General features: G+C 42.8%; 23 protein-coding genes. 7 read left to right on the forward strand and 16 right to left on the reverse strand.

Annotated elements, in window-relative coordinates; genetic code table 11:
• Positions 1-78: 78 nt before the first annotated feature.
• From HOP45_RS12150 to HOP45_RS12170, 5 genes are all read right to left on the reverse strand, one after another.
• Positions 79-435: an arsenate reductase family protein gene (locus tag HOP45_RS12150; RefSeq protein WP_181349561.1), complete on the reverse strand. Its 357-nt coding sequence runs from the start codon at positions 433-435 to the stop codon at positions 79-81.
• A 151-nt stretch (positions 436-586) separates the two neighbouring features.
• Positions 587-2,371 carry an acyl-CoA dehydrogenase family protein gene (locus HOP45_RS12155; protein WP_181349562.1) on the reverse strand — a complete coding sequence of 595 codons (1,785 nt, stop codon included), beginning with the start codon at positions 2,369-2,371 and terminating at the stop codon, positions 587-589.
• Positions 2,372-2,389: 18 nt separating this feature from the next.
• Positions 2,390-3,565, reverse strand: coding sequence for an acetyl-CoA C-acetyltransferase (locus HOP45_RS12160; protein WP_181349563.1), 1,176 nt, complete (start codon positions 3,563-3,565; stop codon positions 2,390-2,392).
• A gap of 28 nt (positions 3,566-3,593) precedes the next feature.
• Entirely contained in the window at positions 3,594-5,993 is a 2,400-nt protein-coding gene (locus HOP45_RS12165; protein ID WP_181349564.1) for a 3-hydroxyacyl-CoA dehydrogenase/enoyl-CoA hydratase family protein, read from the reverse strand.
• A 228-nt stretch (positions 5,994-6,221) separates the two neighbouring features.
• Positions 6,222-7,139 (reverse strand): proline dehydrogenase family protein, encoded by a 918-nt coding sequence (locus HOP45_RS12170; protein WP_181349565.1) that lies wholly within the window; start codon positions 7,137-7,139, stop codon positions 6,222-6,224.
• A 203-nt stretch (positions 7,140-7,342) separates the two neighbouring features.
• On the opposite strand from HOP45_RS12170, the gene HOP45_RS12175 reads away from it, so the two are divergent.
• Together HOP45_RS12175 and HOP45_RS12180 are read left to right on the forward strand one after the other, a co-directional pair.
• Positions 7,343-7,600, forward strand: coding sequence for a hypothetical protein (locus HOP45_RS12175; protein ID WP_181349566.1), 258 nt, complete (start codon positions 7,343-7,345; stop codon positions 7,598-7,600).
• A 12-nt stretch (positions 7,601-7,612) separates the two neighbouring features.
• Positions 7,613-7,951, forward strand: a complete 339-nt coding sequence (locus HOP45_RS12180) for a spore coat protein (protein WP_181349567.1) — start codon at positions 7,613-7,615, stop codon at positions 7,949-7,951.
• 311 nt (positions 7,952-8,262) lie between these two features.
• On the opposite strand, the gene copZ is transcribed toward HOP45_RS12180, so the two are convergent.
• From copZ to HOP45_RS12205, 5 genes are all read right to left on the reverse strand, one after another.
• The gene (gene copZ, locus HOP45_RS12185) at positions 8,263-8,469 is read right to left on the reverse strand and encodes a copper chaperone CopZ (RefSeq protein WP_181349568.1); all 207 of its coding nucleotides are present in this window, start codon (positions 8,467-8,469) and stop codon (positions 8,263-8,265) included.
• 60 nt (positions 8,470-8,529) lie between these two features.
• Positions 8,530-10,911 carry a heavy metal translocating P-type ATPase gene (locus HOP45_RS12190; RefSeq protein WP_181349569.1) on the reverse strand — a complete coding sequence of 794 codons (2,382 nt, stop codon included), beginning with the start codon at positions 10,909-10,911 and terminating at the stop codon, positions 8,530-8,532.
• Between the two features lie 12 nt (positions 10,912-10,923).
• Positions 10,924-11,253: a metal-sensing transcriptional repressor gene (locus HOP45_RS12195; RefSeq protein ID WP_181349570.1), complete on the reverse strand. Its 330-nt coding sequence runs from the start codon at positions 11,251-11,253 to the stop codon at positions 10,924-10,926.
• A 564-nt stretch (positions 11,254-11,817) separates the two neighbouring features.
• Entirely contained in the window at positions 11,818-12,621 is an 804-nt protein-coding gene (locus tag HOP45_RS12200) for a VLRF1 family aeRF1-type release factor (protein ID WP_181349571.1), read from the reverse strand.
• Between the two features lie 224 nt (positions 12,622-12,845).
• Positions 12,846-13,775, reverse strand: coding sequence for a glycine betaine ABC transporter substrate-binding protein (locus HOP45_RS12205; RefSeq protein WP_181349572.1), 930 nt, complete (start codon positions 13,773-13,775; stop codon positions 12,846-12,848).
• 450 nt (positions 13,776-14,225) lie between these two features.
• Here HOP45_RS12205 and HOP45_RS12210 point away from each other — a divergent pair, with 450 nt between their 5' ends.
• Positions 14,226-15,686, forward strand: coding sequence for a UDP-N-acetylmuramoyl-L-alanyl-D-glutamate--2,6-diaminopimelate ligase (locus HOP45_RS12210; protein ID WP_181349573.1), 1,461 nt, complete (start codon positions 14,226-14,228; stop codon positions 15,684-15,686).
• Between the two features lie 166 nt (positions 15,687-15,852).
• Here HOP45_RS12210 and HOP45_RS12215 read toward each other — a convergent pair whose 3' ends face one another.
• Positions 15,853-16,032, reverse strand: coding sequence for a YfhD family protein (locus HOP45_RS12215; RefSeq protein ID WP_181349574.1), 180 nt, complete (start codon positions 16,030-16,032; stop codon positions 15,853-15,855).
• A gap of 345 nt (positions 16,033-16,377) precedes the next feature.
• Here HOP45_RS12215 and HOP45_RS12220 point away from each other — a divergent pair, with 345 nt between their 5' ends.
• A complete protein-coding gene (locus HOP45_RS12220; protein ID WP_255437631.1) occupies positions 16,378-17,148 on the forward strand; it encodes a class I SAM-dependent methyltransferase in 771 nt (256 codons plus the stop codon).
• 865 nt (positions 17,149-18,013) lie between these two features.
• Here the strand turns inward: HOP45_RS12220 and HOP45_RS12225 are convergent.
• Positions 18,014-19,018 carry a S8 family peptidase gene (locus HOP45_RS12225; RefSeq protein WP_181349575.1) on the reverse strand — a complete coding sequence of 335 codons (1,005 nt, stop codon included), beginning with the start codon at positions 19,016-19,018 and terminating at the stop codon, positions 18,014-18,016.
• 416 nt (positions 19,019-19,434) lie between these two features.
• Positions 19,435-19,674, reverse strand: a complete 240-nt coding sequence (locus HOP45_RS12230; protein ID WP_181349576.1) for a hypothetical protein — start codon at positions 19,672-19,674, stop codon at positions 19,435-19,437.
• Positions 19,675-19,915: 241 nt separating this feature from the next.
• Between HOP45_RS12230 and HOP45_RS12235 the strand changes: the two genes are divergently transcribed.
• On the forward strand, positions 19,916-21,070 hold the full coding sequence (locus tag HOP45_RS12235) for a conserved virulence factor C family protein (RefSeq protein ID WP_181349577.1): 1,155 nt from the start codon (positions 19,916-19,918) through the stop codon (positions 21,068-21,070).
• A 20-nt stretch (positions 21,071-21,090) separates the two neighbouring features.
• Positions 21,091-21,522, forward strand: a complete 432-nt coding sequence (locus HOP45_RS12240; protein ID WP_181349578.1) for a BrxA/BrxB family bacilliredoxin — start codon at positions 21,091-21,093, stop codon at positions 21,520-21,522.
• A 267-nt stretch (positions 21,523-21,789) separates the two neighbouring features.
• Here HOP45_RS12240 and HOP45_RS12245 read toward each other — a convergent pair whose 3' ends face one another.
• Positions 21,790-23,094 carry a D-alanyl-D-alanine carboxypeptidase family protein gene (locus HOP45_RS12245; RefSeq protein ID WP_181349579.1) on the reverse strand — a complete coding sequence of 435 codons (1,305 nt, stop codon included), beginning with the start codon at positions 23,092-23,094 and terminating at the stop codon, positions 21,790-21,792.
• Between the two features lie 164 nt (positions 23,095-23,258).
• Here HOP45_RS12245 and HOP45_RS12250 point away from each other — a divergent pair, with 164 nt between their 5' ends.
• Positions 23,259-23,831: a DUF421 domain-containing protein gene (locus HOP45_RS12250; RefSeq protein ID WP_181349580.1), complete on the forward strand. Its 573-nt coding sequence runs from the start codon at positions 23,259-23,261 to the stop codon at positions 23,829-23,831.
• 2 nt (positions 23,832-23,833) lie between these two features.
• Here the strand turns inward: HOP45_RS12250 and HOP45_RS12255 are convergent, their stop codons facing one another.
• Both HOP45_RS12255 and HOP45_RS12260 read right to left on the reverse strand, forming a co-directional pair.
• Entirely contained in the window at positions 23,834-24,664 is an 831-nt protein-coding gene (locus HOP45_RS12255; protein WP_181349581.1) for a YitT family protein, read from the reverse strand.
• A 137-nt stretch (positions 24,665-24,801) separates the two neighbouring features.
• On the reverse strand, positions 24,802-25,038 hold the full coding sequence (locus HOP45_RS12260; RefSeq protein ID WP_255437632.1) for a YozQ family protein: 237 nt from the start codon (positions 25,036-25,038) through the stop codon (positions 24,802-24,804).
• Positions 25,039-25,074 lie beyond the last annotated feature (36 nt).

A 25,074-nucleotide genomic window follows, 5' to 3' on the forward strand; every position in this document is an offset into this window, starting at 1 on the left:
CTCCAAATTAAAATTAATATAAGTATAAACAACACATTTTAACATAAAAGCTATACGCCTTTATTTCCAATTATCTGCTCATTGCCACTTCTCTATAAAATCCTGTTCGTTAAACCCTACCGTAACATGTTTTTGATCGGTAAGAATAGGTCTTTTAATTAACATCCCATCAGATGCCAGCCACTCAATCATGTCCTCTTCTGTCGCATCCTTAAGTTTATCCTTCATCCCAAGCTCCCGATATTTTTTCCCGCTCGTATTGAAAAATTTTCTGGTCGGAAGTTCGCTCTGATGGATGATCTCACGGAGCTCGTGAGGACTCGGCGGGGAATCAACGATATGTACACTCGTGTACGCCACTTCATTTTCGTCTAGCCATTTTTTTGCTTTTTGGCACGTGCCGCATTTGGGGTACCAATAAAACGTGACCGCCATCTCAATTGACCCTCCTTTAACGTGTAATCATCATTATTCTACCACATTCTCCATAATTATTTCATATTCGTACGTTTTTTCAATAAATCAACGAAAAAAGGCTTTAGTGAGCAAGCTCACTAAAGCCTTTTTCTCAAGAATATAAGCTGGTTTAAACGATATACTTCTGTTCTTTAATCAACGATGCTGCAATTTCTCGCTTCTTCGCAATCACATTGGTCGGCGTATGACGTGTCAATTTACGAAGTGCACCGAGCATCATACGTAAAGAATCGCCTGATTCAGCTGCAATTAACGTTTCTTTCGCATGTGATTCAATTCGATTGAAAGCTTCTTGCACGTAAACTTGTGTGTACAGTAATTTCTGTTGGTGAGCTGCTTCACCGTCTTTATTAATCGCTTTCTTCGTCCGTAGTACTGCTGATTCCATGTTGTAAATTTCGCCTACCATATCGGCGATATTCACTAATATCTCTTGCTCATTTTCAAGTTTTTCACCGTACTTCTGAGCCGATAAACCAGCTCCAAGAAGTGCGATTTTCTTTGCGTTTTTCAAGAGATACGTTTCCTGCTCTAACGTAGCCAGCCCCGGTTCTTCAGGCATCATCGTCATAATCTCTTCTTGCAGCGCTTCAGCTTTTTGAAGCAATGGCAATTCGCCTTTCATTGCTTTTTTCATTAGTGTACCAGGTACGATCATTCTGTTTATTTCATTCGTTCCTTCGAAGATGCGGTTAATTCGGGAATCCCGGTAGATCCGCTCGACTTCGTATTCCTGCATAAAGCCATATCCCCCGTGGATTTGCACAGCTTCATCTGCAGCAAAATCCAATAATTCGGTACCGAATACTTTGTTTAATGAACACTCAATAGCGTATTCGGCAATGATATCGGCCACTGCCTGCCCATCTTTCAAATCCTCATTTGATAAATCTCCCATACTCTGTTCAAATAAGCCGACTGTCCGGTAAACAGCGCTTTCGTTTGCATACGTGTTAGCAGCCACTGACGCTAACTTTTCTTGAATAAGTGGAAAGCTCGAAATAGACGTCTTAAACTGCTTACGCTCGTTAGCATATTTTATAGAAAGCTCCAGGGCGCGTTTTGAGCTCCCCACTCCGCCTATCGCCAGCTTGTAACGGCCTACATTCAAAATATTGAATGCGATGACATGCCCTCTGCCTATTTCTCCCAGCACATTTTCCACGGGCACTTCAGCGTCTTCTAAAATCAACGTACGTGTCGAGGAACTTTTTATCCCCATTTTCTTCTCTTCTGGTCCCGTTGACACGCCGGGATAGTCGCGTTCAATGATAAAGGCAGTGAATTTGTCGCCATCGATTTTCGCATAAACAACAAATACATCGGCAAAAGCAGAGTTGGTGATCCACTGCTTCTCACCATTCAAAATATAGTGTGTTCCTGCTTCATTCAATTTGGCTGTGGTCTTAGCTCCAAGTGCGTCTGACCCAGATCCAGGCTCCGTCAACGCATAGGCTGCCAGTTTCTCACCGGTTGCAAGCACAGGCAGGTATTTCTCCTTTTGTTGATCATTCCCGAAAAAGACAATCGGTAACGAGCCGATTCCTACATGGGCACCATGTGTCACCGAAAAACCACCAGCGCGTGAGAATTTTTCTGTGATCAAGGATGAACTGATCTTATCCAACGCAAGGCCGCCGTATTCTTCCGGCACATCCGCCCCCAGTAAGCCCAGTTCACCTGCTTGTTTTAACAATTTGACCGAATGCTCAAACTCATGGTTCTCCAAATTATCAATCTTGGGTACCACTTCGCCCAACACAAAATCCTCTGTGGTTTTGGCAATCATCTTGTGTTCTTCTGTGAAATCCTCAGGCGTGATAATATCTTCTGCTTCCACATCTTCGATTAAAAATCCGCCGCCTTTGAATACCTTCTCTTTTGTATCACCCATCATGCGTTCCTCCTCTTATTATAATAATTCAAAAACCCCGGCAGCTCCCATTCCACCGCCAATACACATCGTCACGACACCAAACTGCTCGTTACGTCGTTTCATTTCATGAATCAAACTGAGCGTCAGCTTAGTACCCGTACAGCCAAGCGGGTGCCCCAAAGCGATCGCTCCTCCATTGACGTTAACTTTTTCTTCATCCAGTCCTAGTTCACGGATGACACGGAGAGACTGCGACGCAAAGGCCTCATTCAGTTCAAATAACCCGATATCTGACGTTTCGAGTCCGGCTAACCTTAAGGCTTTCGGCACCGCTTCGATTGGCCCGACACCCATAATTTCAGGCTCGACACCCGCCACAGCAAACGAGCGGAACTTGGCTAATGGCTTCAAACCATCTGCTAGTGCTTTTTCATGTTCCATTACCAAGACAGAGGCAGCGCCGTCACTCATTTGAGAGGAGTTCCCTGCTGTTACTGAACCATTCACTGAGAAAGCAGGTTTAAGGTTCCCCAGCACGTCTTTCGTTGTGCCCGGCCTGACCCCTTCGTCTTTCGAGAAGGAAAATGACTTTTCCTTGACTTTGTTATCAGACCCGAGTTCTCTGTCTACGACATCCACAGGTACGATTTCATCCTGGAATTTCCCTTCTTCCTGAGCTTTGGCTGCTCGCTCATGGCTCCGGGCAGCGAATGCATCCTGATCTTCTCGAGCTATGTTAAAACGGTTGGCCACTTCTTCAGCTGTATGCCCCATGGACATATAATACTCCGGTGCATGTTCTACCAGCTTCACGTTCGGTTTGATGACATGACCGCCGACCGGTACCATGCTCATCGATTCTGCTCCGCCTGCAATCGCAGCTTCACTATGACCAATCATGATTTTTTCCGCAGCATAAGCAATACTTTGCAGTCCAGAAGAGCAATAGCGGTTAACCGTCACTCCAGGTATGGTATGGTCTAATCCGGCAAGTCCGGCAATATTACGCGCCATATTCATCCCTTGCTCTGCTTCCGGCATGGCGCATCCAATGATGACGTCATCAATGTTACCGCTGTAATTGTTCGCTCGTTTCAACGTTTCTTTAATGGTCAAAGCGGCAAGATCATCAGGTCGCGTGTGGGCAAGTGATCCTTTTTTAGCCTTTCCTACAGGAGTTCTTGCTCCTGAGACGATAACTGCTTCCTTCACGTTCCATCCCCCTCTAATTGAAATATGATTAATTGCGCAGTGGTTTTCCTTTCGTGAGCATATGTTGCATCCGCTGTTGGGTCTTAGGCTCGCCTATCAAACTTAAGAATGCTTCACGTTCCAAATCCAACAGGTATTGTTCATCCACTAAGGACCCTTCTTTCAAGCGTCCTCCCGCCAAAACAAACGCGAGCTTCTCAGCAATTTTAAGATCATGCTCCGTAGCATATCCGCCCTGTCCCAAGGCCTTGGCACCGAGTAGCATCGTGGCATAGCCTTGCTCACCTACAACAGGCACGTGCGTACGTTTCGGAGCTTGATATCCAGCTCGTGAAAGTCCCAGCACTTTTTGTTTGGCATCATGTAAGAGATGGTCCCCATTAACGCTAATGGCATCCAGCTGATCCAGAAATCCATTTTCACGCGCTTCTTCCCCTGAAGTGGAGACTTTCGCCATGGCGATCTTTTCAAAAACTTCATTCGTGATTTTTTGTAAGTCGAAATCTACTCCTTGCGGGATGTTGCGAAGATGCTTCAAGTAAAGTTCCTTGTTTCCGCCTCCCCCAGGTATCAGTCCTACTCCTGGCTCTACTAGCCCCATGTAGGTCTCCTGTGACGCTTGAATAGCAGCAGCAGGCAAACATACTTCGGCACCTCCACCGAGTGACATTCCGAATGGAGCCGCAACGATCGGTTTATCAGCATATTTAATGCGCATCATGGCATCCTGAAATTGTTTGACGACCATTTCTATTTCAAAGAAGTTGAAATCTTGAGCTTCCATAAGCATCATGCCAAGGTTGGCCCCGACACAGAAGTTTTTACCTTGATTGCCGATGACGAGACCTTCAAAATGCTCGTCGACCTCATCGACTGCATAGTTGATCATCTTGATTATATCCAAACCGATGGCATTGCTTTGGGAATGGAACTCCAAACCGGCAACGCCATCACCTAAGTCAATTAAACTTGCGCCTGCATTTTTATTTAAAACCTCTTTTGTTTCTTTCATGCGTTTAAGGTTAAATAAATTAGGATTGAAATGCTGCTGGCGGTATTCACCCTCATGGTAATAGTAAACGTTTCCATTTTCTTGCGTGTAGAACGACGTAAACCCTTTAGCCAGCATCTGTTCAACCCATTCAGGAATCTCGTCACCTTCCTGCTTCATACGATCGACCGAGGTTTTCACACCAATGGCATCCCACATTTCATACGGACCCAGTTCCCAGCCGAATCCCCAGCGCATGGCTTCATCGATTGATGGTATATCATCAGCGATTTCACCCGTCAGATGAGCTGCATATTGCAGAACAGGTTTAACAACGGACCACACGAAATCACCGGCTCGATCACCTTCAGCAGAAACGAGCGCCTGCAATTTCCGTTTCGGTCCTTTTTCTTGTTTTACCATTTCAGTCGCTTTCGTCTTCAGCTTTTTCCGTTCTTCATACTCAAAGGTGTCAGGATTCAATTCTAGGATTTCGCTGCCTTTTTCACCTTTCTGTTTCAAGAAAAATCCTTGACCGCTTTTAGCCCCAAGCCAGCCTTTTTCCTGCATCTTCTCCATGAATGAAGGAATCTCAAAAGCTGTTTTTTCTTTCCCTTCTACCTTGTCATAGACGTTTTTGGCCACATGAATGAATGTGTCCAATCCTACGACGTCAAGGGTGCGGAAGGTAGCACTTTTCGGCCGGCCGATCATTGGACCTGTAACAGAATCCACCTCGCCGATGCTGTAGCCGCCTTCCAGCATTTTTTGCACTGTAACTAACAACCCATAAGTACCGATACGATTGGCGATAAAGTTAGGAGTGTCTTTAGCTTCCACAACCCCTTTACCGAGTACATCTTCCCCAAACGCTTTCATAAAGGAGAGAACTTCAGGAGATGTATCCTTTGTCGGAATCACTTCTAATAATTTCATATAGCGAGGCGGGTTAAAAAAGTGGGTGCCAAGAAAGTGTTGGCGCAAGTCTTCTGACACATCTTGAACCATTTCCTCAACAGAGATGCCTGAGGTATTCGAACTCACAATTGTTCCCGCTTTGCGATGCTGATCAATATTAGCGAATACTTTCTTCTTGATCTCCAGGTTCTCGACAACAACCTCGATAATCCAATCGACGTCATTTAATTGGTTCATATCATCTTCCATGTTACCAACCTGAATAAGCTCAAGGTTTTTCTTACTGGTAAGTGGTGATGGATTTTGTTTTAGTAAGGCCTGTTTACTCTGAGTGGCTACCCGGTTTCTAACCACCTTATCCTCAATGGTCAAGCCTTTCTTTTCTTCATCTTTTGTTAATTCACGCGGGACGATATCCAACATGATTGTCGGGATCCCTACATTCGCCAAGTGTGCAGCGATTCCCGCTCCCATAACTCCAGATCCCAGGACGGCTGCGCGCTTGATTTTACGATTCATTCCAGTTCCCCCTATCATTTTGAATGAATACTCATTCATTTAACTCCCTAAAAAAAGATGATAGTTGCCTATCGACTTCTACTCTAACTATAAAATAATTTCAGATATTTCGCAAACCTTTTATGGGGTAATTTGCAAATAATTGAAAGCGTATTCGCGTCATCAAAGAACGTATAAGTTTATGAAAGGTTTGACGTCCTTGCGCCAAACCTTAGTGAAAAGCCCATCTTATTTTCCAAACACTCCTTTTAACACAAACATGACGTTTGCTGGCCGTTCAGCCAACCGCCTCATGAAATAGCCGTACCAATCGTTTCCATAAGGTACATAAATCCGCATTTCGTATCCTTCTCTTACAAGCTCTTCCTGTCGCTCCACACGGATGCCATAGAGCATTTGAAATTCGAATTGATCAGTTGGAATATTATATTCCCTCACCAGCTCTTTTGTGTAATTGATGATGGCGTCATCATGGGTGGCAATCGCTGTATAATGCCCGTTTAAAAGATGGATTTTAATGATTTTTTTAAAGTTCTCGTCCGTATCCTTTTTCTCGGGAAAGGCCACTTTCGGCGATTCTTTATAGGCGCCTTTGACAAGACGCAAGTTGGGATCGTATTCATCCAGTCCTTCAATGTCCTCTACTGTGCGGTACAAATACGCTTGTAGAACTGTCCCAACATTATCGTATTCTTTCCGTAACTGCTTGAATATCTCCAACGTCTTAGCGCATCTGTCGTAGTCCTCCATGTCGATCGTGATGAATACATTATTTTTTTTACCTTCCTGCAGGATGCGCTGCATGTTAGCAATAACCAGGGGTTCCGAAATATCAAGACCCATCGAAGTCAATTTTAATGACAGTTGAGAATCAAGCTGATTTTCAGCGATTGCTTGGATCGCAGCTATACAATCGTCAGCTGCGGCCTCTGCTTCCGATTCACTATCGATAAACTCACCGAGATGGTCTATGGTGACAGACATCCCTTTTTCATTGAGTTTACGAATCGAAGTGACGGCATCCGGGATTGTTTCTCCTGCTACAAAACGACCTGCTCCAAACCGTAGTCCGTATTTTTTAGCCAGTTTAGTAAAAAACCTATTTTTGGATAGAAACAGAAAAAAGTTCCGCATTAACTGTTCCAACTCTATCTCCCCCTCTTAACGCGATAACTATTTACTATTTGAATGTTTCGAAAACTTTAGCGAAACTATGCATATATGTGTATTTTATCATGTTTTTGACCGTATGAGTATTTTTCCATATCCGTGCAAAATCTGGAAGTAACTTCATAAAAGAAGAGGAGCCGGAGATACTATAGTTGACTTTAATAAGGAGGGAATACGAAATGGCGCAAAATGATTCTGGCATTCAAGAAACACAGCCGATGAAACAACCGCCTCATATCGTCAGTACCAAGGATCAGCTCTACTTGACAGATATGTTGTCGTGGAACTTGAATGCGTGTAAAAAAGCACACTTCTTTGCTCAACAGTGCCAAACTCAAGAACTGCAGGCCGCCCTGGAACAAGCAGGCGAGATGCACCAAAGACACTACAACAAAATACTGGAACATTTGAACACACAACAAACACCTGTCAACTAAGGAGGTATTCGAATGCCACAAGAACAGCAATCTCAAAAAATCCAAAATCCCGAAACAAGCGTCCCTAAAACACCGGAGATGAATGAACGTGATTTTATTAATGATCAACTCACGACAGAGAAGTATATGACCTCCGCTTATAACGTCGCATTAAATGAAGCAAGTAACGCCCAGCTCTACCAGGACCTTGTCACGATTTTCAAAGAAACACAGGATTGTCAACGAAACCTTTACAATCTGATGTTTAAAAATGGCTGGTACAGCCTTGAACAAGCTCAACAATCTAAAATTCAACAGGCCTACCAGCAGTTTTCGGGATATAAAAACCAATTACCTTACGGTGTGCAATAAGTCCTATGATCGCTGCATCATAAAAGTACTTATGCACAAGGGGAAGAGGCTGGCACAAAACTGAAATAAAACACAAAGGTTCCGAACGATTTCACTGAAATTGTTCGGAACCTTTGTGTTTCAGGGCGTGCAAGCTTTTCGGCTTGCGCTGTTCCAGCATGCGTGTCTGTGTTTTGGCTATGCTCATGATCACTCATCGGCCCGGTACGTTTGTTTACCAATAGAAAAGAAAAAACCAAAACGCGGGGATATTAACATCCAAACACGTTTTGGTTTAATGGTTGTGCTGTGTTCAGCGGATGATACTGCTTTTATCCTACAGCTTCGTAGCCCTGATCTTCTATAGCCTGCTTCATTGTACCTTTGGATACGAACGCTTCATCATAGGTGACGTTAACTTTTCCAGCGTCGAGATGGACTTCCACGCCATGAATACCTTCTAAATTCTCAAGCGCTCCTTTGACCGCTTCTTCACAATGACCACATGTCATACCGTTAACTTCTAAAGTAAGTTGCATAGAACACACCTTCCTCGTAATTTATTCAAGCATTAAAATTGCTTGTTGTGGATTCAACTATCATAGTTTGATGCGTTTTAAGCGAAGAGAGTTAGAAACAACACTTACCGAACTGAACGCCATCGCAGCTCCTGCAACCCAGGGCGCAAGGAGTCCTGCAGCAGCCACGGGAATCCCGGCTGTATTATAGGCTAAAGCCCAGAACAAATTTTGCCGGATATTTTTCATCGTAGCTCCACTAAGCTCAATAGCCTTAGGGATCAGATTAAGTTCGTCGCCCATTATCGTGACATCGGCTGCTTCTATGGCAACATCGGTCCCTGTGCCTATTGCTATTCCGACATTTGCAACGGTTAAAGCAGGAGCGTCGTTGAGACCATCACCAACCATTGCAACGCGTTTCCCAGCTTGTTGCAATGCTTGAATGTGATCGGCTTTTTCAGTCGGAATGACTTGTGCGATGACCGTATCAATTCCGACTTGGTCTGCAATAGCACGAGCCGTTCTTTCCTGATCGCCCGTCAACATCACGAGTTCTAAATTTTGCTTTTTCAACTGCTTTAAAGCCGAGATTGCAGATGGTTTGATCGTGTCAGCAACAGCAGCAACAGCTTGAAGTTGCTGATCGATCGCGGCAAGCATCACTGTTTTTCCTTCATTTTCCCAATGCTTTAATCTCTCTTCGTATTCCTCATATTCCACGTCATGGCTCTCCATTAACTTCCTAGTGCCAATCAATATATTTTTTTCTTCTATTCTCGCTTCTATTCCGCTACCCGGAATGGCTTTAAAATACTCAGGCTTTACTACCTCCACACCTTGCTTTTCCCCGTAATAAACAATGGCAGAAGCTAGAGGATGCTCTGAATGGTTTTCAGCACTAGCCATGAAATGCAAAGCTGAAGCATCCCCTGCAAAGTCTGTCACTTCTGGTTTGCCATTTGTGAGTGTGCCCGTTTTGTCAAAAACGACAGTATCAATACGGTAAGTGTTTTCCAAATGTTCGCCGCCCTTAAACAAGATTCCTTGTTCGGCTCCTTTTCCACTTCCAACCATTATCGATGTAGGAGTTGCCAATCCTAAAGCACACGGACAGGCAATAACTAAAACAGCTATGGCAGCTTCTAATGCCGCTGATATTTGAGCAGGGCTAACCCAAAGCATCCATACGGCAAACGTCACTACCGCAATCCCTAATACGATGGGGACAAAATAATTGGAAATGACATCAGCCATCCTTTGGATCGGGGCTTTGGAACTCTGCGCTTCTTCGACGACTTTGACAATACTAGCCAAAACCGTCTCTTGCCCTACATGAGTGACGCGAAGTTCAATCGTTCCATTCTCATTAATTGTGGCCCCCGTTACGTGGGCGTCAGCCATTTTTGACACGGGCATGGATTCACCGGTAATCATCGACTCATCCACTGTCGTCTCACCATTTATGACAATTCCATCTACAGGGATTTTCTCTCCCGGCTTCACTTTGACAATATCGCCCTGCACGACTTGTTCAACTGGAACCATGGATTCTTGTTCCTCACGCATCACACGAGCCTCTTTGGCCTGGAGGTTCATCAACTTGGATATGGCCATCGTGGTCCGCCCTTTAGCTACGGCCTCAAAGTATTTCCCGACTAATACCAAAGTGATTAAAATCGCACTCGTTTCAAAGTATAAGTGGATAGTACTGTCAGGCTGAGCCATCCCCCTGAATATCTCCGTTACACTATAAAAATAAGCCGCACTTGTGCCTAGAGCTATTAAGACATCCATATTGGCGCTTCCATTTTTCAGGTTGTGATAAGCGCCTTGATAAAAAGTCCACCCAATAATAAATTGAACGGGTGTGGCTAAAGCCATCTGGAACCATGGGTTCATAAGCAGTTGCGGGATAGGTAAGCCAAACAAATGGGCAAACATGGTCAATAGTAACGGAAAGGACAATAACCCTGATATCCCAAGCTGCCAACGCTTATGGGTTAACTCCTGTTCTTTTTGTTCAGATTTGGAGGCTTGATCTGCCCGAGGGGACGCGTCATAACCCAGCTTTTGGATACGGTCAATGATCGCTTGTTGGGAGGTGACCCCTTTGAAATACGTAATCTTACCTGTCTCATTGGTAAGGTTAATAGCAGCTTCGTCAATCCCCTCCATTTTATTGAGCACTTTTTCTATACGACTGGAGCACGCTGCACACGTCATGCCATGAACATCAACTTCTAATGGTTCTGGCTCGACACCATATCCGAGTCTTTCAATGGTCTCGATAAGAATGGAAGGGGAAATGGCCCCCGGATCATAATGGATCTGAGCTTTTTCCATCGGAAGGTTAACATGCGCCTCCACCCCTTCTGTTTTATTGAGGACTTTCTCTATTCGTGAAGAGCAAGCTGCACAGGTCATGCCTGTAATAGCCAGATCCAATTCTTTTTGTGCCATCGTAGCCCCCCTCTATTTTGAAAATTGCTTAAGCACTTTCATCAACTCATCAATCGCCTCTTCTCCTTCGCCGGAGCGGATCGCATCACTCACGCAATGTTTGGTGTGACGTTCCATCAGCGAATAACCTACATTTTTCAATGCCGAATCAATGGCCGACAATTGCACTAATATATCGACGCAATAGCGGTCATCCTCGACCATATTTTGTATACCACGCACTTGACCTTCGATGCGTTTTAGCCGATTGACGACTTGATGCTTTTCTGCTGGTGTTCGAGGCGTAACAGGCTGTTTGCCGCTATTTTCTGGCAAATCTGTTTGTTCGTGTTCATTGTTCATTACGCTCCACCCTTTCCTCTCGTTTAATTTCAAAATACCCCCTACATGTATTTTAGTCAACTTATTTGCTCTTAAAAAGCTAGGCGATGAAGCTAAATGGAATAACAAAAAACAGCGCTCTCTCGAACGAGAGGGCGCTCAGTTTGTGGAGAAACCCTATTTTTACGCAAACTTATTTCTTGCTGCCAGGAGCGAGGCCCCTTCACTTTCCGCGGACGAGCGCCCGAGCTTCCTCGTGAAACCCACACTCGGCGATCTCGGCTCACCCGTTCTTCCGCAGGAGTAGAAGGGGTCTCGCTCCTTGGAGTTTCTTTAAGTCAGAATAAGACTCTCCTTCACCTTAGAGGGAGGACAATTTTTTTGTGTTTTGGCGAGAGCCCATTTTCTTCAGAATATAAGGGACGTACTTTTCAGGGGATAAAGGGGAAATTTATATATTGGCCTATTTTTCGCATTAAGACCACGGTGAAAAATAAAAGAAATCAAAAAAATCAGGCTGTCGAGACTTTCTCGACAGCCTGAGAAACCTCACTCTATAGAGAGTGTTCTTTTCGGGTACACGAATTAATAATTGACCACTTCATTAATGACACTCATCTCTTCGTGATCAAGTAGATTTTTATTTACTTTGTCTGTAATTTCTTTGTTCATGTTATCTTCCAAATCTTCAGCTTCTTCTTTGTCACCGACAATATAGATATTTTCCCATTCATTATCTTTTGCCAATTTATCCAATTTCGGGGCAATACTTTTGTACCAACGATAGCGATTAGCCTCGAAACGTTCTTGATATTCATCGGATTTCGAGCTTTTTCCTCCGGAGCCCATTGCAGGTTGAGCTTTGTGTGGCCCGGTATGCTGCTTCCAATCTTCTGTATTCAAGTCAAGCTCATACAACCGAGTCCCTTTTAGGTTTCCGAGCTCAGCGTTAATCACTTTGATTTCATTCTTTTGAGTTAAAATAATGCCGGTTTTCGGGAACTTTTCGTGCATGGTCTTCAACTGATCAAGAACAGGCGTTTCTTCCCAGTAGAATTCAGTCGTAACCGGCATCTGAAAACGCTCCGCAAACCATACCGACTCATCTCCTGAAGCGAATACCACGACGCTCTTTGCGAAATTTTGCTCATTCTCATGAATGAATTTTTCCACGTTCTCTTTTGCGGCCCACCAATTTCGTTTCTCATCTGAATCATTATCCTGTAAATACTGCTCAAAATTGTTCAGGCCATTTTTTAGATGAATCTTCCATTCTCCTGCTTGTTGTTCAGGATCTGATGGATCTGTATTTAAATACATCGTAAATACCTTCTGTGGTTTCTCGAGGTGAATGTTCTCGAGTTTTTTAATTTCTTTACTCAAATCCATAAGCTACATCTACTCCTTTACTTAAAAAAATGCTATCTGCTTAAATATGTTTCCGCTATCACCCTTCCTTAAACTTCAATCCGCAAAAAAACGTGAAACTTATATAAAGCATACAATGGATCATTAAACGACTTTATTAAAAACAAAAAAATCCCTGCCCATACCGGCCAAATACAAATAAGCCTGTCCCTCTTTATCAGGGACAGGCCATGTTGAAGTGTTAATTATTCTGAGGATTCACTTGTCCATTCATCAATCAGGTCTTGATTCTCATCAATCCAATTTTGAGCACCTTCTGCAGATGTTTCAGCTTCGTTTAATGCTGCCATCAAGCTGCCCAGCTGTTGGTCGTCCAACATAAAATTATCAAACCATTTGGTAATTGTCGGCATATCATCTTCAAGGCCTTGACGGGCTGCATAGGAAATATCCTCAGATTCTCCATATACACCTTTAGTATCTTCTAGGAACTTAAGATCCATTTCTGCGAATGCCCAGTGCGGCTTCCATAGGGTAACCACAATCGGTGCTTCTTCAGAAATAGCATTTTTAAGTTCTGTTGTCATTGTAGGACCTGAAGAAGCCGCAAGCTCATAATCCAGATCATATTCACTGATTGCATCTTCAGTCAGTGACATAAGACTAGCTCCAGCGTCAATTCCTACAATTTGATTGTCATTGAACGTATCTTGATTTTTGTTCAAATCTTCAATTGTGTTCATATTCTCCATGTAGCTTGGCACCACTAGACCGAGTTGAGTACCTTCGTACCAGGTTTCGCGCCAGTCAATCTCTTCTTCATACTGGTCATAAAATGCTTTATCTGTATTTGGCAGCCAAATTTCCATTCCTATGTCTAGATCTCCGGCAGCAAGCGCTTCATACAAGAAGCCTTTTTCGACTTGTTCCAGCTCCACGGTATAACCCTTTTCTTCGAGAATAATTTTCCACATGTTCGAAACGGCCACATTTTCAGCCCAGTTATTCATACCGATACGGACTGTGCCTTTTTCTTCGGTATTTTCACCGTTATCTGATCCGTCGCCTCCTGCATTGTCTTCTGATGACTCTGAATCATCCGAACCGCCGCAGGCAGCCAACACTAATATTAATCCCAATAGCATGACTGGAATGAGTTTACGTAATTTCTTCATCCAATTAATACCTCCTAAATATTTCATAAAGATGACATTTGCAACATGTGCAATTTGCCGACGCAGCCGATCACATGTACTAATCCTACCACAACCATCGACAAATTTAAACAATTTGTACTGTATAAAAAATCAATACAGTGAAAAATTTAATACGTATTTGTGATATAAAACTGTAACTTTTCTGTCATCCAGGCTTAAAGACTATAGACGTAAATTTATTATGTGAATATTTTTCCTCTCTATACTTCCTTTGAAATGAGAAAGCATACTTAGCGCATTTGCTAAATTTTTTACCATTATTAAGGAACATGTATGACAATAATATTTTATTTTATTAACAATCTGATGAAATTCAGGTGTAATTCACACATTATCAGTTACACTAAACATACCTTTAAATTATAATGGGGAGCAGATATTAACAACTAGATGATAGGAGCATGCTTCGTGAAAGCCCTTGAACTGTTACAAAGCATTTTTAAGACGCACGATATACCAAAACATTTACATGATATAGAGATCCAGAACATTCATCATGACTCTCGCGAAATTAACGCTGGTGATTTATTTATTGCGTTTAATGGAACTGAATCTGATGGACATGCTTTTATCTCTTCTGCTATAGAAAGAGGCGCTGCATTAATTTTATCGGAACGGGAGCTCGATGAATCGATTTCCGTTCCCTATCTGCAAATTCAAAACCCAAGAGAAACGATTGCTAAATTAGCCCAAGCCTTCTATATGAAAGATCGAACTTACCCGATTATGGTTGGCATCACGGGGACCAATGGTAAAACCACAACCTCAATTATGATCCATGACATTTTTCAGAGTTCCGGGCATTCATGTGCTCAATTCGGGACGCTTTTTTATAAAGTTAATGGCGAGCAATATCCATCATTAAATTCAACACCAGATGCGATTACATTACATCGTTATTTGGCAAATTGCCAAGACGATGTAGTGATCATGGAAATTTCTTCACATGGAATCCACCAGTTTCGCACACACGGTTTGACGTTCGACTACCTGATTTTCACTAACTTGTACCATGACCATCTTGATTATCACGCCGACATGGAGGAATACTTTCAAGTTAAATCCAGCCTGTTTCGTCAATTGAAACCGGATGGTTATGGCATTATTTTCGCTGATCAGGACTGGGGAGAGAAATTGTTGGAGCAGTGGAGTGATTCCCGTTTTCACTCCATTGGCACGCACCCATCAGCCGACTTTTACGGAGACCCCGATCAATCTTCACTTCACCATAAAAACGGGGTCATTTCGTTCAATGTCACTGTCCCGGGCACACACAATTTTCTAAATGCCTCTATGGCGGCTGCTGCTTCATATTTAGCTGGCCTCCCTACACATGTTATAGAGGACACGCTTTCAAATCATGTGCACGTTCCTGGGCGCTTTGAGCAGTTTAATCATCCAGAAAACGCTAAAGTAGTTGTCGATTATGCGCATACAGAAGATGCGTTTTATCACCTGTTGAGCACTGCTAAACAAGCCGGAGCGAACTCGATTTATCACGTGTTCGGCTTTCGAGGTAACAGGGATTTAAGTAAGCGTAAAGGAATGCTGCAAACGAGCGCTCTTTATGCAGATCACTATATCCTTACGAGTGATGACTTTAATAATGTTAGTCCAGAGGACATGCACGAACAATTGAATGTCATACAGTCCCTGCATGGGCAACAGAATGGGACAATTATTTTTGATCGGACTGAAGCTATTTATTACGCCTGGAACTTACTAAAGGAAGGTGATTGGCTTCTCATAACAGGGAAAGGGCATGAAAACTACCAGCAACACTATATGTACCCTGCGGATTCAGATATTGAGTGGGTTAAAGCCTTGATCGATTCTACGCCACAGTCACCTTTGCAAAATCAAAGCTAAGTTCAAATGGTTTAAAAAGCGATCATTGGAAACGTATTTTAGATCAAGCGCAATAGCGACGTGGTTGACTCAGCATAAAATTGATATACAAAAACGCCGAACTGATTGGTCGCTACCCATCAGCTCGGCATTTTTTTATTACTTTTAGTTTTGTTCCAGCCTCTTGTTACTTTTTCGCTCTTTCATCAGCTTGTTTTGCACGTTCCTGCGCTTCAACATCATCTTGATCAGCAAATTCTTGAGCGTATTCCACGTCAACGCCTTCAACTTTCTTATCACGTTCAGGAGTTTGGGCAAGTTTTCGGTCATTTTTTCCATTGGCTTTTCGACGATCATCTCTTCCCATTCAATTCACCTTCTTTCGAGTGAGTTGAGATTATTATGTATCGTCTGCCCTTCACATATGTGCACACACGTGAACTTATTCCATATTCAGAATAGCAGTAAAGTTTATACACTATACATGCATTATAATAGTACACTAGAAGCAATATAATGTTTATCTGACTCATAGATGCTAGCAATTTTTTAACCATAGTAATATTCAATAAAAATTATTTATTATGATTATGCAAATTCGTGTGATCACTTTTTTGAATCACATTGTATTCACAATGCGTATTATCTTCACGACGAAAATTAACTTATTATGTACATGAGACATGACTTTAGTAAGAAAGGGTGTTCTAAATTGGACGATTATCGCAAAGACCTGGTACGCTCCACATTTTCAAAAAATCCAGACGCCTATGTTACAAGTGAAACGCACGCTAATGGAATAGATCTTGAACTGATTACCGAGTGGCTTGACCCTTCTCCTGAGGATATAGGTTTGGACATCGCCACAGGAGGCGGCCATGTAGTCAAACACCTTGCTCCTCGTATTAAGACGCTATTCGCGACTGATCTCACAAAACAAATGCTGAACAATACAGCTGTTCACTTGAATGATTTGACGAATGTTTATTATGTTGTGGCGGATGCAGAAGAATTACCTTTTTTAGAGGGCACATTCGATATTGTGACCTGCCGCATTGCCCCGCATCATTTCCCAAATCCTGAGACATTCATTAAAGAAGCGAGTCGTGTCCTGAAAACCGGTGGCGCATTCATAATGATAGACAACGTGGCTCCCGAGAATCCAAATGGAGATACATTCATGAATACATTCGAAGCAAAGCGTGACCCCAGCCATGTTCGTGCTTTACCCATAAACGAGTGGAAACAATACGTGCACGCTTCTCGTTTACAACTTTTAAAGAGCAACAGCAGAAAAAAAACACTGACGTTTCGTGACTGGGTTACGAGAACCCTTGATGACAAAAACCAATTAAAAGAAGTTGAAAATTACATGCTAGGCGCTGATCCTCAATTAAAACAAGATTTTAAGATCATGGAGGAGGAGGGTAATCTTTTATCGTTTGCGATCGACGAATGGATGGTACTATGTAAAAAAATATAAGCTGAGCGACACATCACTTTAATTCCACGTAAATTCAACGCTTCATGAATGGCGTTGAATTTACGCCTCCCCAGATTTTCCATGTCATGACCGGTTCGATTTCTGGTCATTTTTTTCACTTTGTCCACTTCTTCTTGTCCTGCCTCTGCAGCCGCAGCCGCTCCTTTTTCTAGGTTGCTTAGATTCCACGCTTTCACCTCATTTCATTACACAAGCGTTTTATAGTATATTCATTTCCCCACCTATTTGGTTGGGAGGGTTTCTCGAATTGATCGTAAAAGGGCCGGAGCCTACGATAAACATAACGAGGTTGGGACAAAACGAAATAAAACACAATAATTCCGAACGTTTCGCTGAAATCGTTCGGAATTATTGTGTTTTAGGGAGGTGTTCAATGACCGTTCCGACAAAACACGCCGCTTTCCACAGATGTTTGTGGGAGTGCAGGGCCATATAGGCTTCTCGACATCACTTAATTGCGAATCTGCCTATAGGGAACCGATAGCACATATAATCACGCGTAGGAAAGCTTTTTCAGTCAAAGCTTCCTGTTACGGAAGGTCGTTTCGAGCCCCTTATGATTGTATGGTGGATGGGAAAACGGTGAGACGCCTGTGGGAATAACATGAGCGGTGAGATCCCGCAAGGCGTAGCCTGAGGAAGCTCACCCCATGCCCACGGAAAGCGATCCGTTTTCCCAGCCAGCATCCGCATACACAAAAGGCTCGAAACAGAGTCTTCACAATAGTGGGCTTTAGTTGAATTAGCCCAATATATTAAAAATGAAGAACTTCTATAAAATTGGAAGTTCTTTTTTTGTTAGTAATATCAACACTAAACTTAACAGAGCCTTATTATTAATAATTTATCTAGACGTCTCTTTTCTGGCCAGTTTCTGGGAAGACCAGGTTTTGTTATGCGCACTCAATAAATCTTCTATTTTATCGACTAGCGCCAGATTTAACAGGCCATTTCCTTCTGCTTTCTTGGTATACCCAACTGGGATTGTTCGTTTGACGAGTTGAGAAAAAATCTCAGCCTCGGACATCCGTCGCCCAAATTGACCTTCAGCCAAATTAATGATCAGCGCAAGCCCGCCTGATACGTGTGGAGTTGACATGGAAGTACCGGAGAGTCTGGCATATTTCCCATCGGTATAAGTGGATAAGATATCTACTCCTGGTGCAACCAGGTCGATCTCATCATTTGTATTTGTGAAATCGGCTAATTTTCGGTCGTAATCGACAGCTCCCACTTGAATCACTTCATTATATGCACCAGGATAGGCATGTTCGGGTGTTTCCGCCCGACCGTCTCCTTCATTTCCAGCTGCACAAACTACAGAGATGTCATTTTCCACCGCATGCTTAATGACATCATGTAGTTCCGGAATGTCATTAGGACCGCCCAGGGACATCGAAATGACCCTTACTTTCTCGTTATCGGGGCCTCTCCAATTCACGGCGTAGTCAATAGCATCAATGATCCCTTGATATTGACCGCCACCTTTTCCTGAAAGCACTTTCAAGATAAGCAATTGTGCATTCGGTGCTGCCCCTACGACTCCGCTGCCATTTTCAACCGCAGCTATGGTCCCCGCTACATGGGTGCCATGACCATTATTATCACGAAAGTCATCTTCATCACCATTATAATCAGCCGTAAAATTCCTGCCGCCGATAATACGGTCCTTTAAATCCGGATGGTCTGTCTGACAACCTGTATCAAGAATAGCTATGACATTACCCTTTCCTTTATCAGTTCGCTCCCATAATGCCGGTGCTTCAATCATTTCAATTCCTTCTGGTATGTCTGATGACGTATCATAAACTTCTTCCGTTCGGTAAGGGATTAAATTGACTTCATCCATACTTTACCTCCTAATATAAACTGATAGGATAAGATAACCTGTTTAGCTTTACGTTAAACTTTATTTTGCAATTATCTGAATAACGCATCGTTTAACTCATAGAAAAGTTGTCTCTTCATGTTCATATCGACCTACCATACGTGCAAAAATCGATTGCCACATGCAACAATGGGGGCGTGATCTAAATCATCCTTACTTTGGCCCCGCCTTTATACTCAGCTTACTATTGTATGTAGTGGAAATAAGATTTAGGTTATGAAATATATAGATTCTTTTATAGCGTCTAATTCTAAGGCCGTACACTGGAAATGCACCGAGTTTTGACGGAGCGAACACCTTCCTTAAAACACAAAAAACTTCCGAACCATTTCCTCTAAACAGTCCGGAAGTTTTATGATTGATTCACTTAAATTCTTTTACACTTTTTCTACAAGGTAAGCTTTCTTTTCGCGATAATATTTTTCCCCATCTTCTTCGTAATGCTCAAAGAAACCTTCAAATTCATGCGTGACCTTGTATTGGCGGTCTGGTTCGGTAAATAACTGCGAACCGTTATTGGATAATAATACTACATCAGTTGTAGACACAAAGCTATCTAGTTCCTGAGCAGTATAGTTCTCTTCTGGTTTTAAAGTGTTTAAACGATGACGTGTCATGTTATCTTCCTCCTCTTCAGGTTATACAAAACCATTCCCATACGTTATATTAATAAAACATTAAACCATTTTTCTCCCAATTAAATTACCTAAGCCAAGTATCAAAATGGTAACCTGCTTTATGTTTTGTTAAAATCAACATAAAGCATGCGTTATGGGCTATTGCTGATGAACAAGGGGAGAGTTGATGTCCCTAAGAAGTTGACCATCGAGCAGAAGCTTATTCAAAAGGGGGACGATCATGAAAATTGTTTCGATTGAACCAACACCCAGTCCGAATTCAATGAAAATTAACGTTAGTATGGAATTGCCCGCAGGGGAGAGTCGTAATTATAAGCAAAACGATGACGTGGAGACTGCTCCACAGTATGTCAAAGACTTAATGAACATTGAAGGAGTGAAAGGGATCTATCACGTGACAGACTTTATTGCTTTAGAAAGAAATGCGCGCGTTTCCTGGGAGGCCATTCTACCGGTAGTGCGTCAAACACTTGGGTCAGTGGAGAACTCCCAAGAATTGGCGAGCAAAGAAGAGGCTTCTGACCTCTCAGAAGAGCCTTATGGAGAAGTCAACGTATATATTCAAATGTTCCGCGGAATTCCCATGCAAATAAAACTCGAAGAAGGTGACGCCGAACATCGTGTCGGTCTTCCTCAAGCGTTTACTGATACAGCTATGAAGGCTGCTGAGGCACCAGATGCTAATCTGATGTTCGAGAGAAAATGGGTAGAACAGAATCCTCGATTCGGCTCTGTAGAATCTGTCGGGCACGACATCGCAGAAGAACTATCAGCCAGTTATTCAACCCAGCGCTTGGAAGATCTGCTTCGAGAGGCTTTATCAGAACACGAACCCGGTCAAAAGCAAGATCATTCTCAACATAACAACATAACTTTGGCCGATTTTCAGCAATCTGATTGGAAGGCGCGTTACGCGGCGCTCGATCGAATGGATCCGACGTTAAATGATCTAGCTGTGCTTGACAAGGCTTTAGATGACGAAAAAGCGTCAGTGCGCAGACTTGCTACAGCTTACCTTGGGATGATTGAGGATAAACAAGTTCTTCCTTATCTTTACAAGGCTTTGCGTGATAAATCGGTTACAGTGCGACGTACTGCCGGAGACTGTCTCTCTGATCTCGGGTACAAAGAAGCCATGCACGAAATCATCACCTCTTTAACAGACTCAAATAAAATTGTTCGCTGGCGTGCTGCCATGTTTTTATATGAGGTTGGTGATGAATCTGCCTTACCAGCTCTGCGTAAAGCCATGGATGAACCCGAATTTGAGGTACGGTTGCAAATCAATATGGCTATTGAACGAATTGAAGGCGGTGAAGAAGCAAAAGGCTCGGTTTGGCATCAAATGACCCAGGCCGCTCAGCACGATAACTAATTTTAGCAGGAGGTAATAGTATGAACGCCTATGAGCAATACATGAAAGAAATTTCCCAACCCATGCGTAATGAATTGACAGAAGCTGGTTTTAGTGAACTGACAACACCCGAAGAAGTGGATGAGTTCATAAATTCGACTGAAGGAACAGCTTTGGTGGTAGTTAATTCAGTTTGTGGATGTGCCGCAGGACTTGCACGCCCTGCAGCTAAACAATCGCTTCAGCATGATAGCCGACCCGACCATTTAGTCACTGTGTTCGCAGGTCAGGACCGCGAAGCCACAGCAAGGATGAGAGAGCATTTTAAAGGGATCGAACCTTCCTCTCCTTCCATGGCCGTTATGAAAAACGGAGAAGTCCTTCATTTTATTCCGAGGGAAGACATTGAGGATTTTGAAGTTGAAGAAATCGTCAGTAATTTAACAGATGCTTATCAAAGCCATTGTTCATAACTATAAATAGTGGCTGAGACAAAACTAAATAAAACACAAAAAATCCGAACGTTTTGCTAAAATCGTTCGGATTTTTGTGTTTTAGGGAAGTGTTCCATGACCGCTCCGTCAAAACACGCCGCTTTCCTGCAGAATCTTCGGCTCGCGCTGTTCACGCATGCGTCTACGTGTTTTGACTACGCTCATGAGCATCGTTGACCTTATATCCATTTTCAATGTTCGTTTTTTAAAACCTCTCATTTACTTATGATTAAGTCTCTTTTTATATCAAATTGCCCCTAAATATTTTTCCAAGGTGATGCCTTGAGAGTCTATAGCTTGAGCTGCTTCTTTACCGACATAGCGCAAGTGCCACGGTTCATATTGATACCCTGTTATATTCTTTTTGCCTTTTGGATAGCGAATAATGAAGCCGTAGTCGGAAGCATGTTGTTTCAACCATTGTCCTTCCTTCGTTTGGCCAAACTCTACGGTTAACCCAAAATCAACTTTCGGAGAAGTCACATCCATCGTCAAACCCGTCTGGTGTTCACTTTCGCCAGCATGAGCGCTGACTTCATTTGCTTTTTCTTCACTGCCGTACCGTTCAACGTTAGAAGCGAAGATTGCCTCTTGCCGATCATAAGAACGGTAGCCTGAGAGAGCATACAAGTTTAGCCCGGCCTGATCACCTGCGGCAAAAAGTTTTTCTAATGCGTTTGCTGCTACTGGACGCATCAATTTCTTAGGAAGGTCCTCTTCAAATGGAAAACGGACATCAGGTGTAACCAATGGTTGTGGAACATAATCCCCCGGCAGTTTGGAGTTCTTATTAACTAGAACGAGTAACTTTGACGGATTAGAAACGACTGGCGTGGAATTGTTCTGATCCGAGCCGCTGTTTGAGTCATTTTGGTTAGAATCATCGCTCGATCCATCTTGATCGTTATTATTACCCGAATTAGATTGTTTGGATTTATCATCGGATTTATTCTGATCCGACTCATTATTCGAATTATGTTGCGTTCTCTCGTCAGATTGCTCATTGGAATCGTTGCGCTCATCAGAATCGTCATTTTGATTCTCCTGCTGCTCGTTTTCTTCTGGTTCCTTCAGTTTTCCTGATCCTGGTTCAAATGTAAGGTTATTGTTCAAAGCCATCTGCATATACCGCTTTGTGTCAGGTCCATAGATGCCATCATTAACTAAGTCACGTTGTTGTGCTTGAAAATCACGAATGGCCGTAGCCGTCTCTTTTTCATAAGATTGATCGACAGTAAGGTGGTCATACCCAAGTTTTTTGAGCGCCTGCTCTACTGTTTCAACCGCCTTCTTTTGATCCCCTTGTTGTAAAGTACCATCCGGAAGTGATTTTTCTTCCTTATTTTCGTCCTCCTCTTCAGAGGATGTGTCGCTTTGATTATCTGAAGACGATTCTTCCTTGTTCTCTTCGTCTTCAGCTTTTTCTATTTTCTCTTCTTCATTATCATCAGTGTTGTCAGCAGAAGCACTCTCATCTGCGTTTCCCTGACACGAGATCAACACAGTTGATAACACGACTAAAAATGATGACGTTAACCATTTACGCATCATTGATATCTCCCCCTTTTTCATCTTTCCACACTAATTTGACGATAGACATGAGAAAAAGGCTCACATTAGCCCGGAATTAGTAAAAATTACTCAGGTTAGTTACACTTCACAATCAAATATTAACATATGAGATTTCCTATCTAGAATTGAAAGCGGGGTATAACATGGATTTAATTTGGGAATCAACTCTAATGGTGCTGACTGGCATACTTCTTTTACGTATTGCCGGAAGAAAATCAATCTCACAAATGACACTTGCCCAAACCGTTGTCATGATTTCAATCGGCTCGATTATTATTCAACCGATCATTGAATCGAGTTTGTTCCGTACAATGGTGGCAGCCTCTGTATTCATAGCCGCACTCATTATAATGGAATACGTACAGGTCAAGTGGAATTTTGCAGAAAAATTTATCACTGGAAAGTCTAAAGTTGTAATCGAGAATGGTATATTGAATATACCCGAGCTTAAAAAGATGCGGTTTTCAGTGGATCAACTGGAAATGAGGCTAAGACAGCAGGGCATTTCAGATATTGCTGACGTGAAAGTAGCGACAATCGAACCTAACGGACAGATTGGCTATGAGCTTAAAGAGGATGCCAAACCTTTGACTGTCCGACAATTCAAACAATTATTAGCACAAACCCCTCAAGACGTGGAGGACAGCCCCTCCCCCTTATTCAAGGAAGTCATCAATCCGACTGAGCCTTCCTCATCGCAAAAGACGTTGAAGTGAATTCACTTAAATCCACCACCGAAGGCACTGCGAACGTCATGAATGGCGATGAAAGCATCTTCATCGACACGCTGAATCAATCGATTCAATTTCACCATTTCCTGCTTATCAACGACGGCATACAGCACTTTTCGTTGCTGCTTCAAATAACCTCCTTCAGCAGGAAAGACGGTTACGCCTCTTGTGAAATGCGAATTAATTAACTCCAACACATCATCAGCCTGATCTGAAATAATGGTCACGGCTTTTCTAACTTGCATACCGTCTACGATGAAATCAATGACTCTCGCCCCCACATAGATAGCAACGAGGGTTAGTAATGCCTTTTCAATCCCGATGACGAAACTCGACGCAAAAATCACAATGACGTCAGCCACTAGAATGCCTTGAGCCATACTCCACCCGAAATATTGGTTTAAAATACGCGCGATGATCTGCGTGCCACCGGACGTAGCTCCTGCCCTGAAAATTAATCCGATGCCGGCCCCAACAAACAGGCCGGCATAAAGTGGAGCTAAAAGCGAATCAGAAGAAAACGGTGCGCCCCAACCTTCTGTAAACCACAGAAAAAAAGACGAGACCACAACACCAAAAATCGTATAGCCCATCACCCCTTTCGTAAGTAACCGATATCCTAGAGCAATCAATATGGCATTCAAGAGCAAATTCACTAAACCCGTTGACCACCCGAATAAGTAATGCAACACCACGGTTATCCCGATTACACCACCTTCAGACAGTTGATTAGGGATAGCAAAATAATTGATCCCTAAAGAAAACAAGAAGGCTCCAGCGACAATGAGCAAAATTTTGTTCAAAACACGGCTTTTCATCAACACCCCTCCGATAAGTGTTCCATTTTGTCTTTATTCTATCGATTCGTGAATCACTCGCGCAACATCCCCTAACAAAACGGTTATGAAAGCAAAAATAAAACGTGAACATCGCATGGCGACGTTCACGTTTAGTGTTACGATTTATATGGGGTTTTCGAGATTTTTTCTCCATTATGCGTCTTCAGATCGCCCTCTTCATCCACTTTGTCGATTTTACCATCCGTAAAACCTTCCATGTAGGTATCCGAAACTTGCTCATGAGAAGTGGATAATCCTTTTGAGACCTGTTCTTCACGATCATAATCCTCGACCTGGTACGTTCGGTCCGCATCCTTTAAATACGCTTTGTTTCCTTTATTATCTTTGTTCAATGTCATGCCTCCTTTATATCCTAGTATGCATACCTT

The sequence above is a fragment of the Thalassobacillus sp. CUG 92003 genome (assembly GCF_013618635.1).
GTDB lineage: Bacteria > Bacillota > Bacilli > Bacillales > Halobacillaceae > CUG-92003.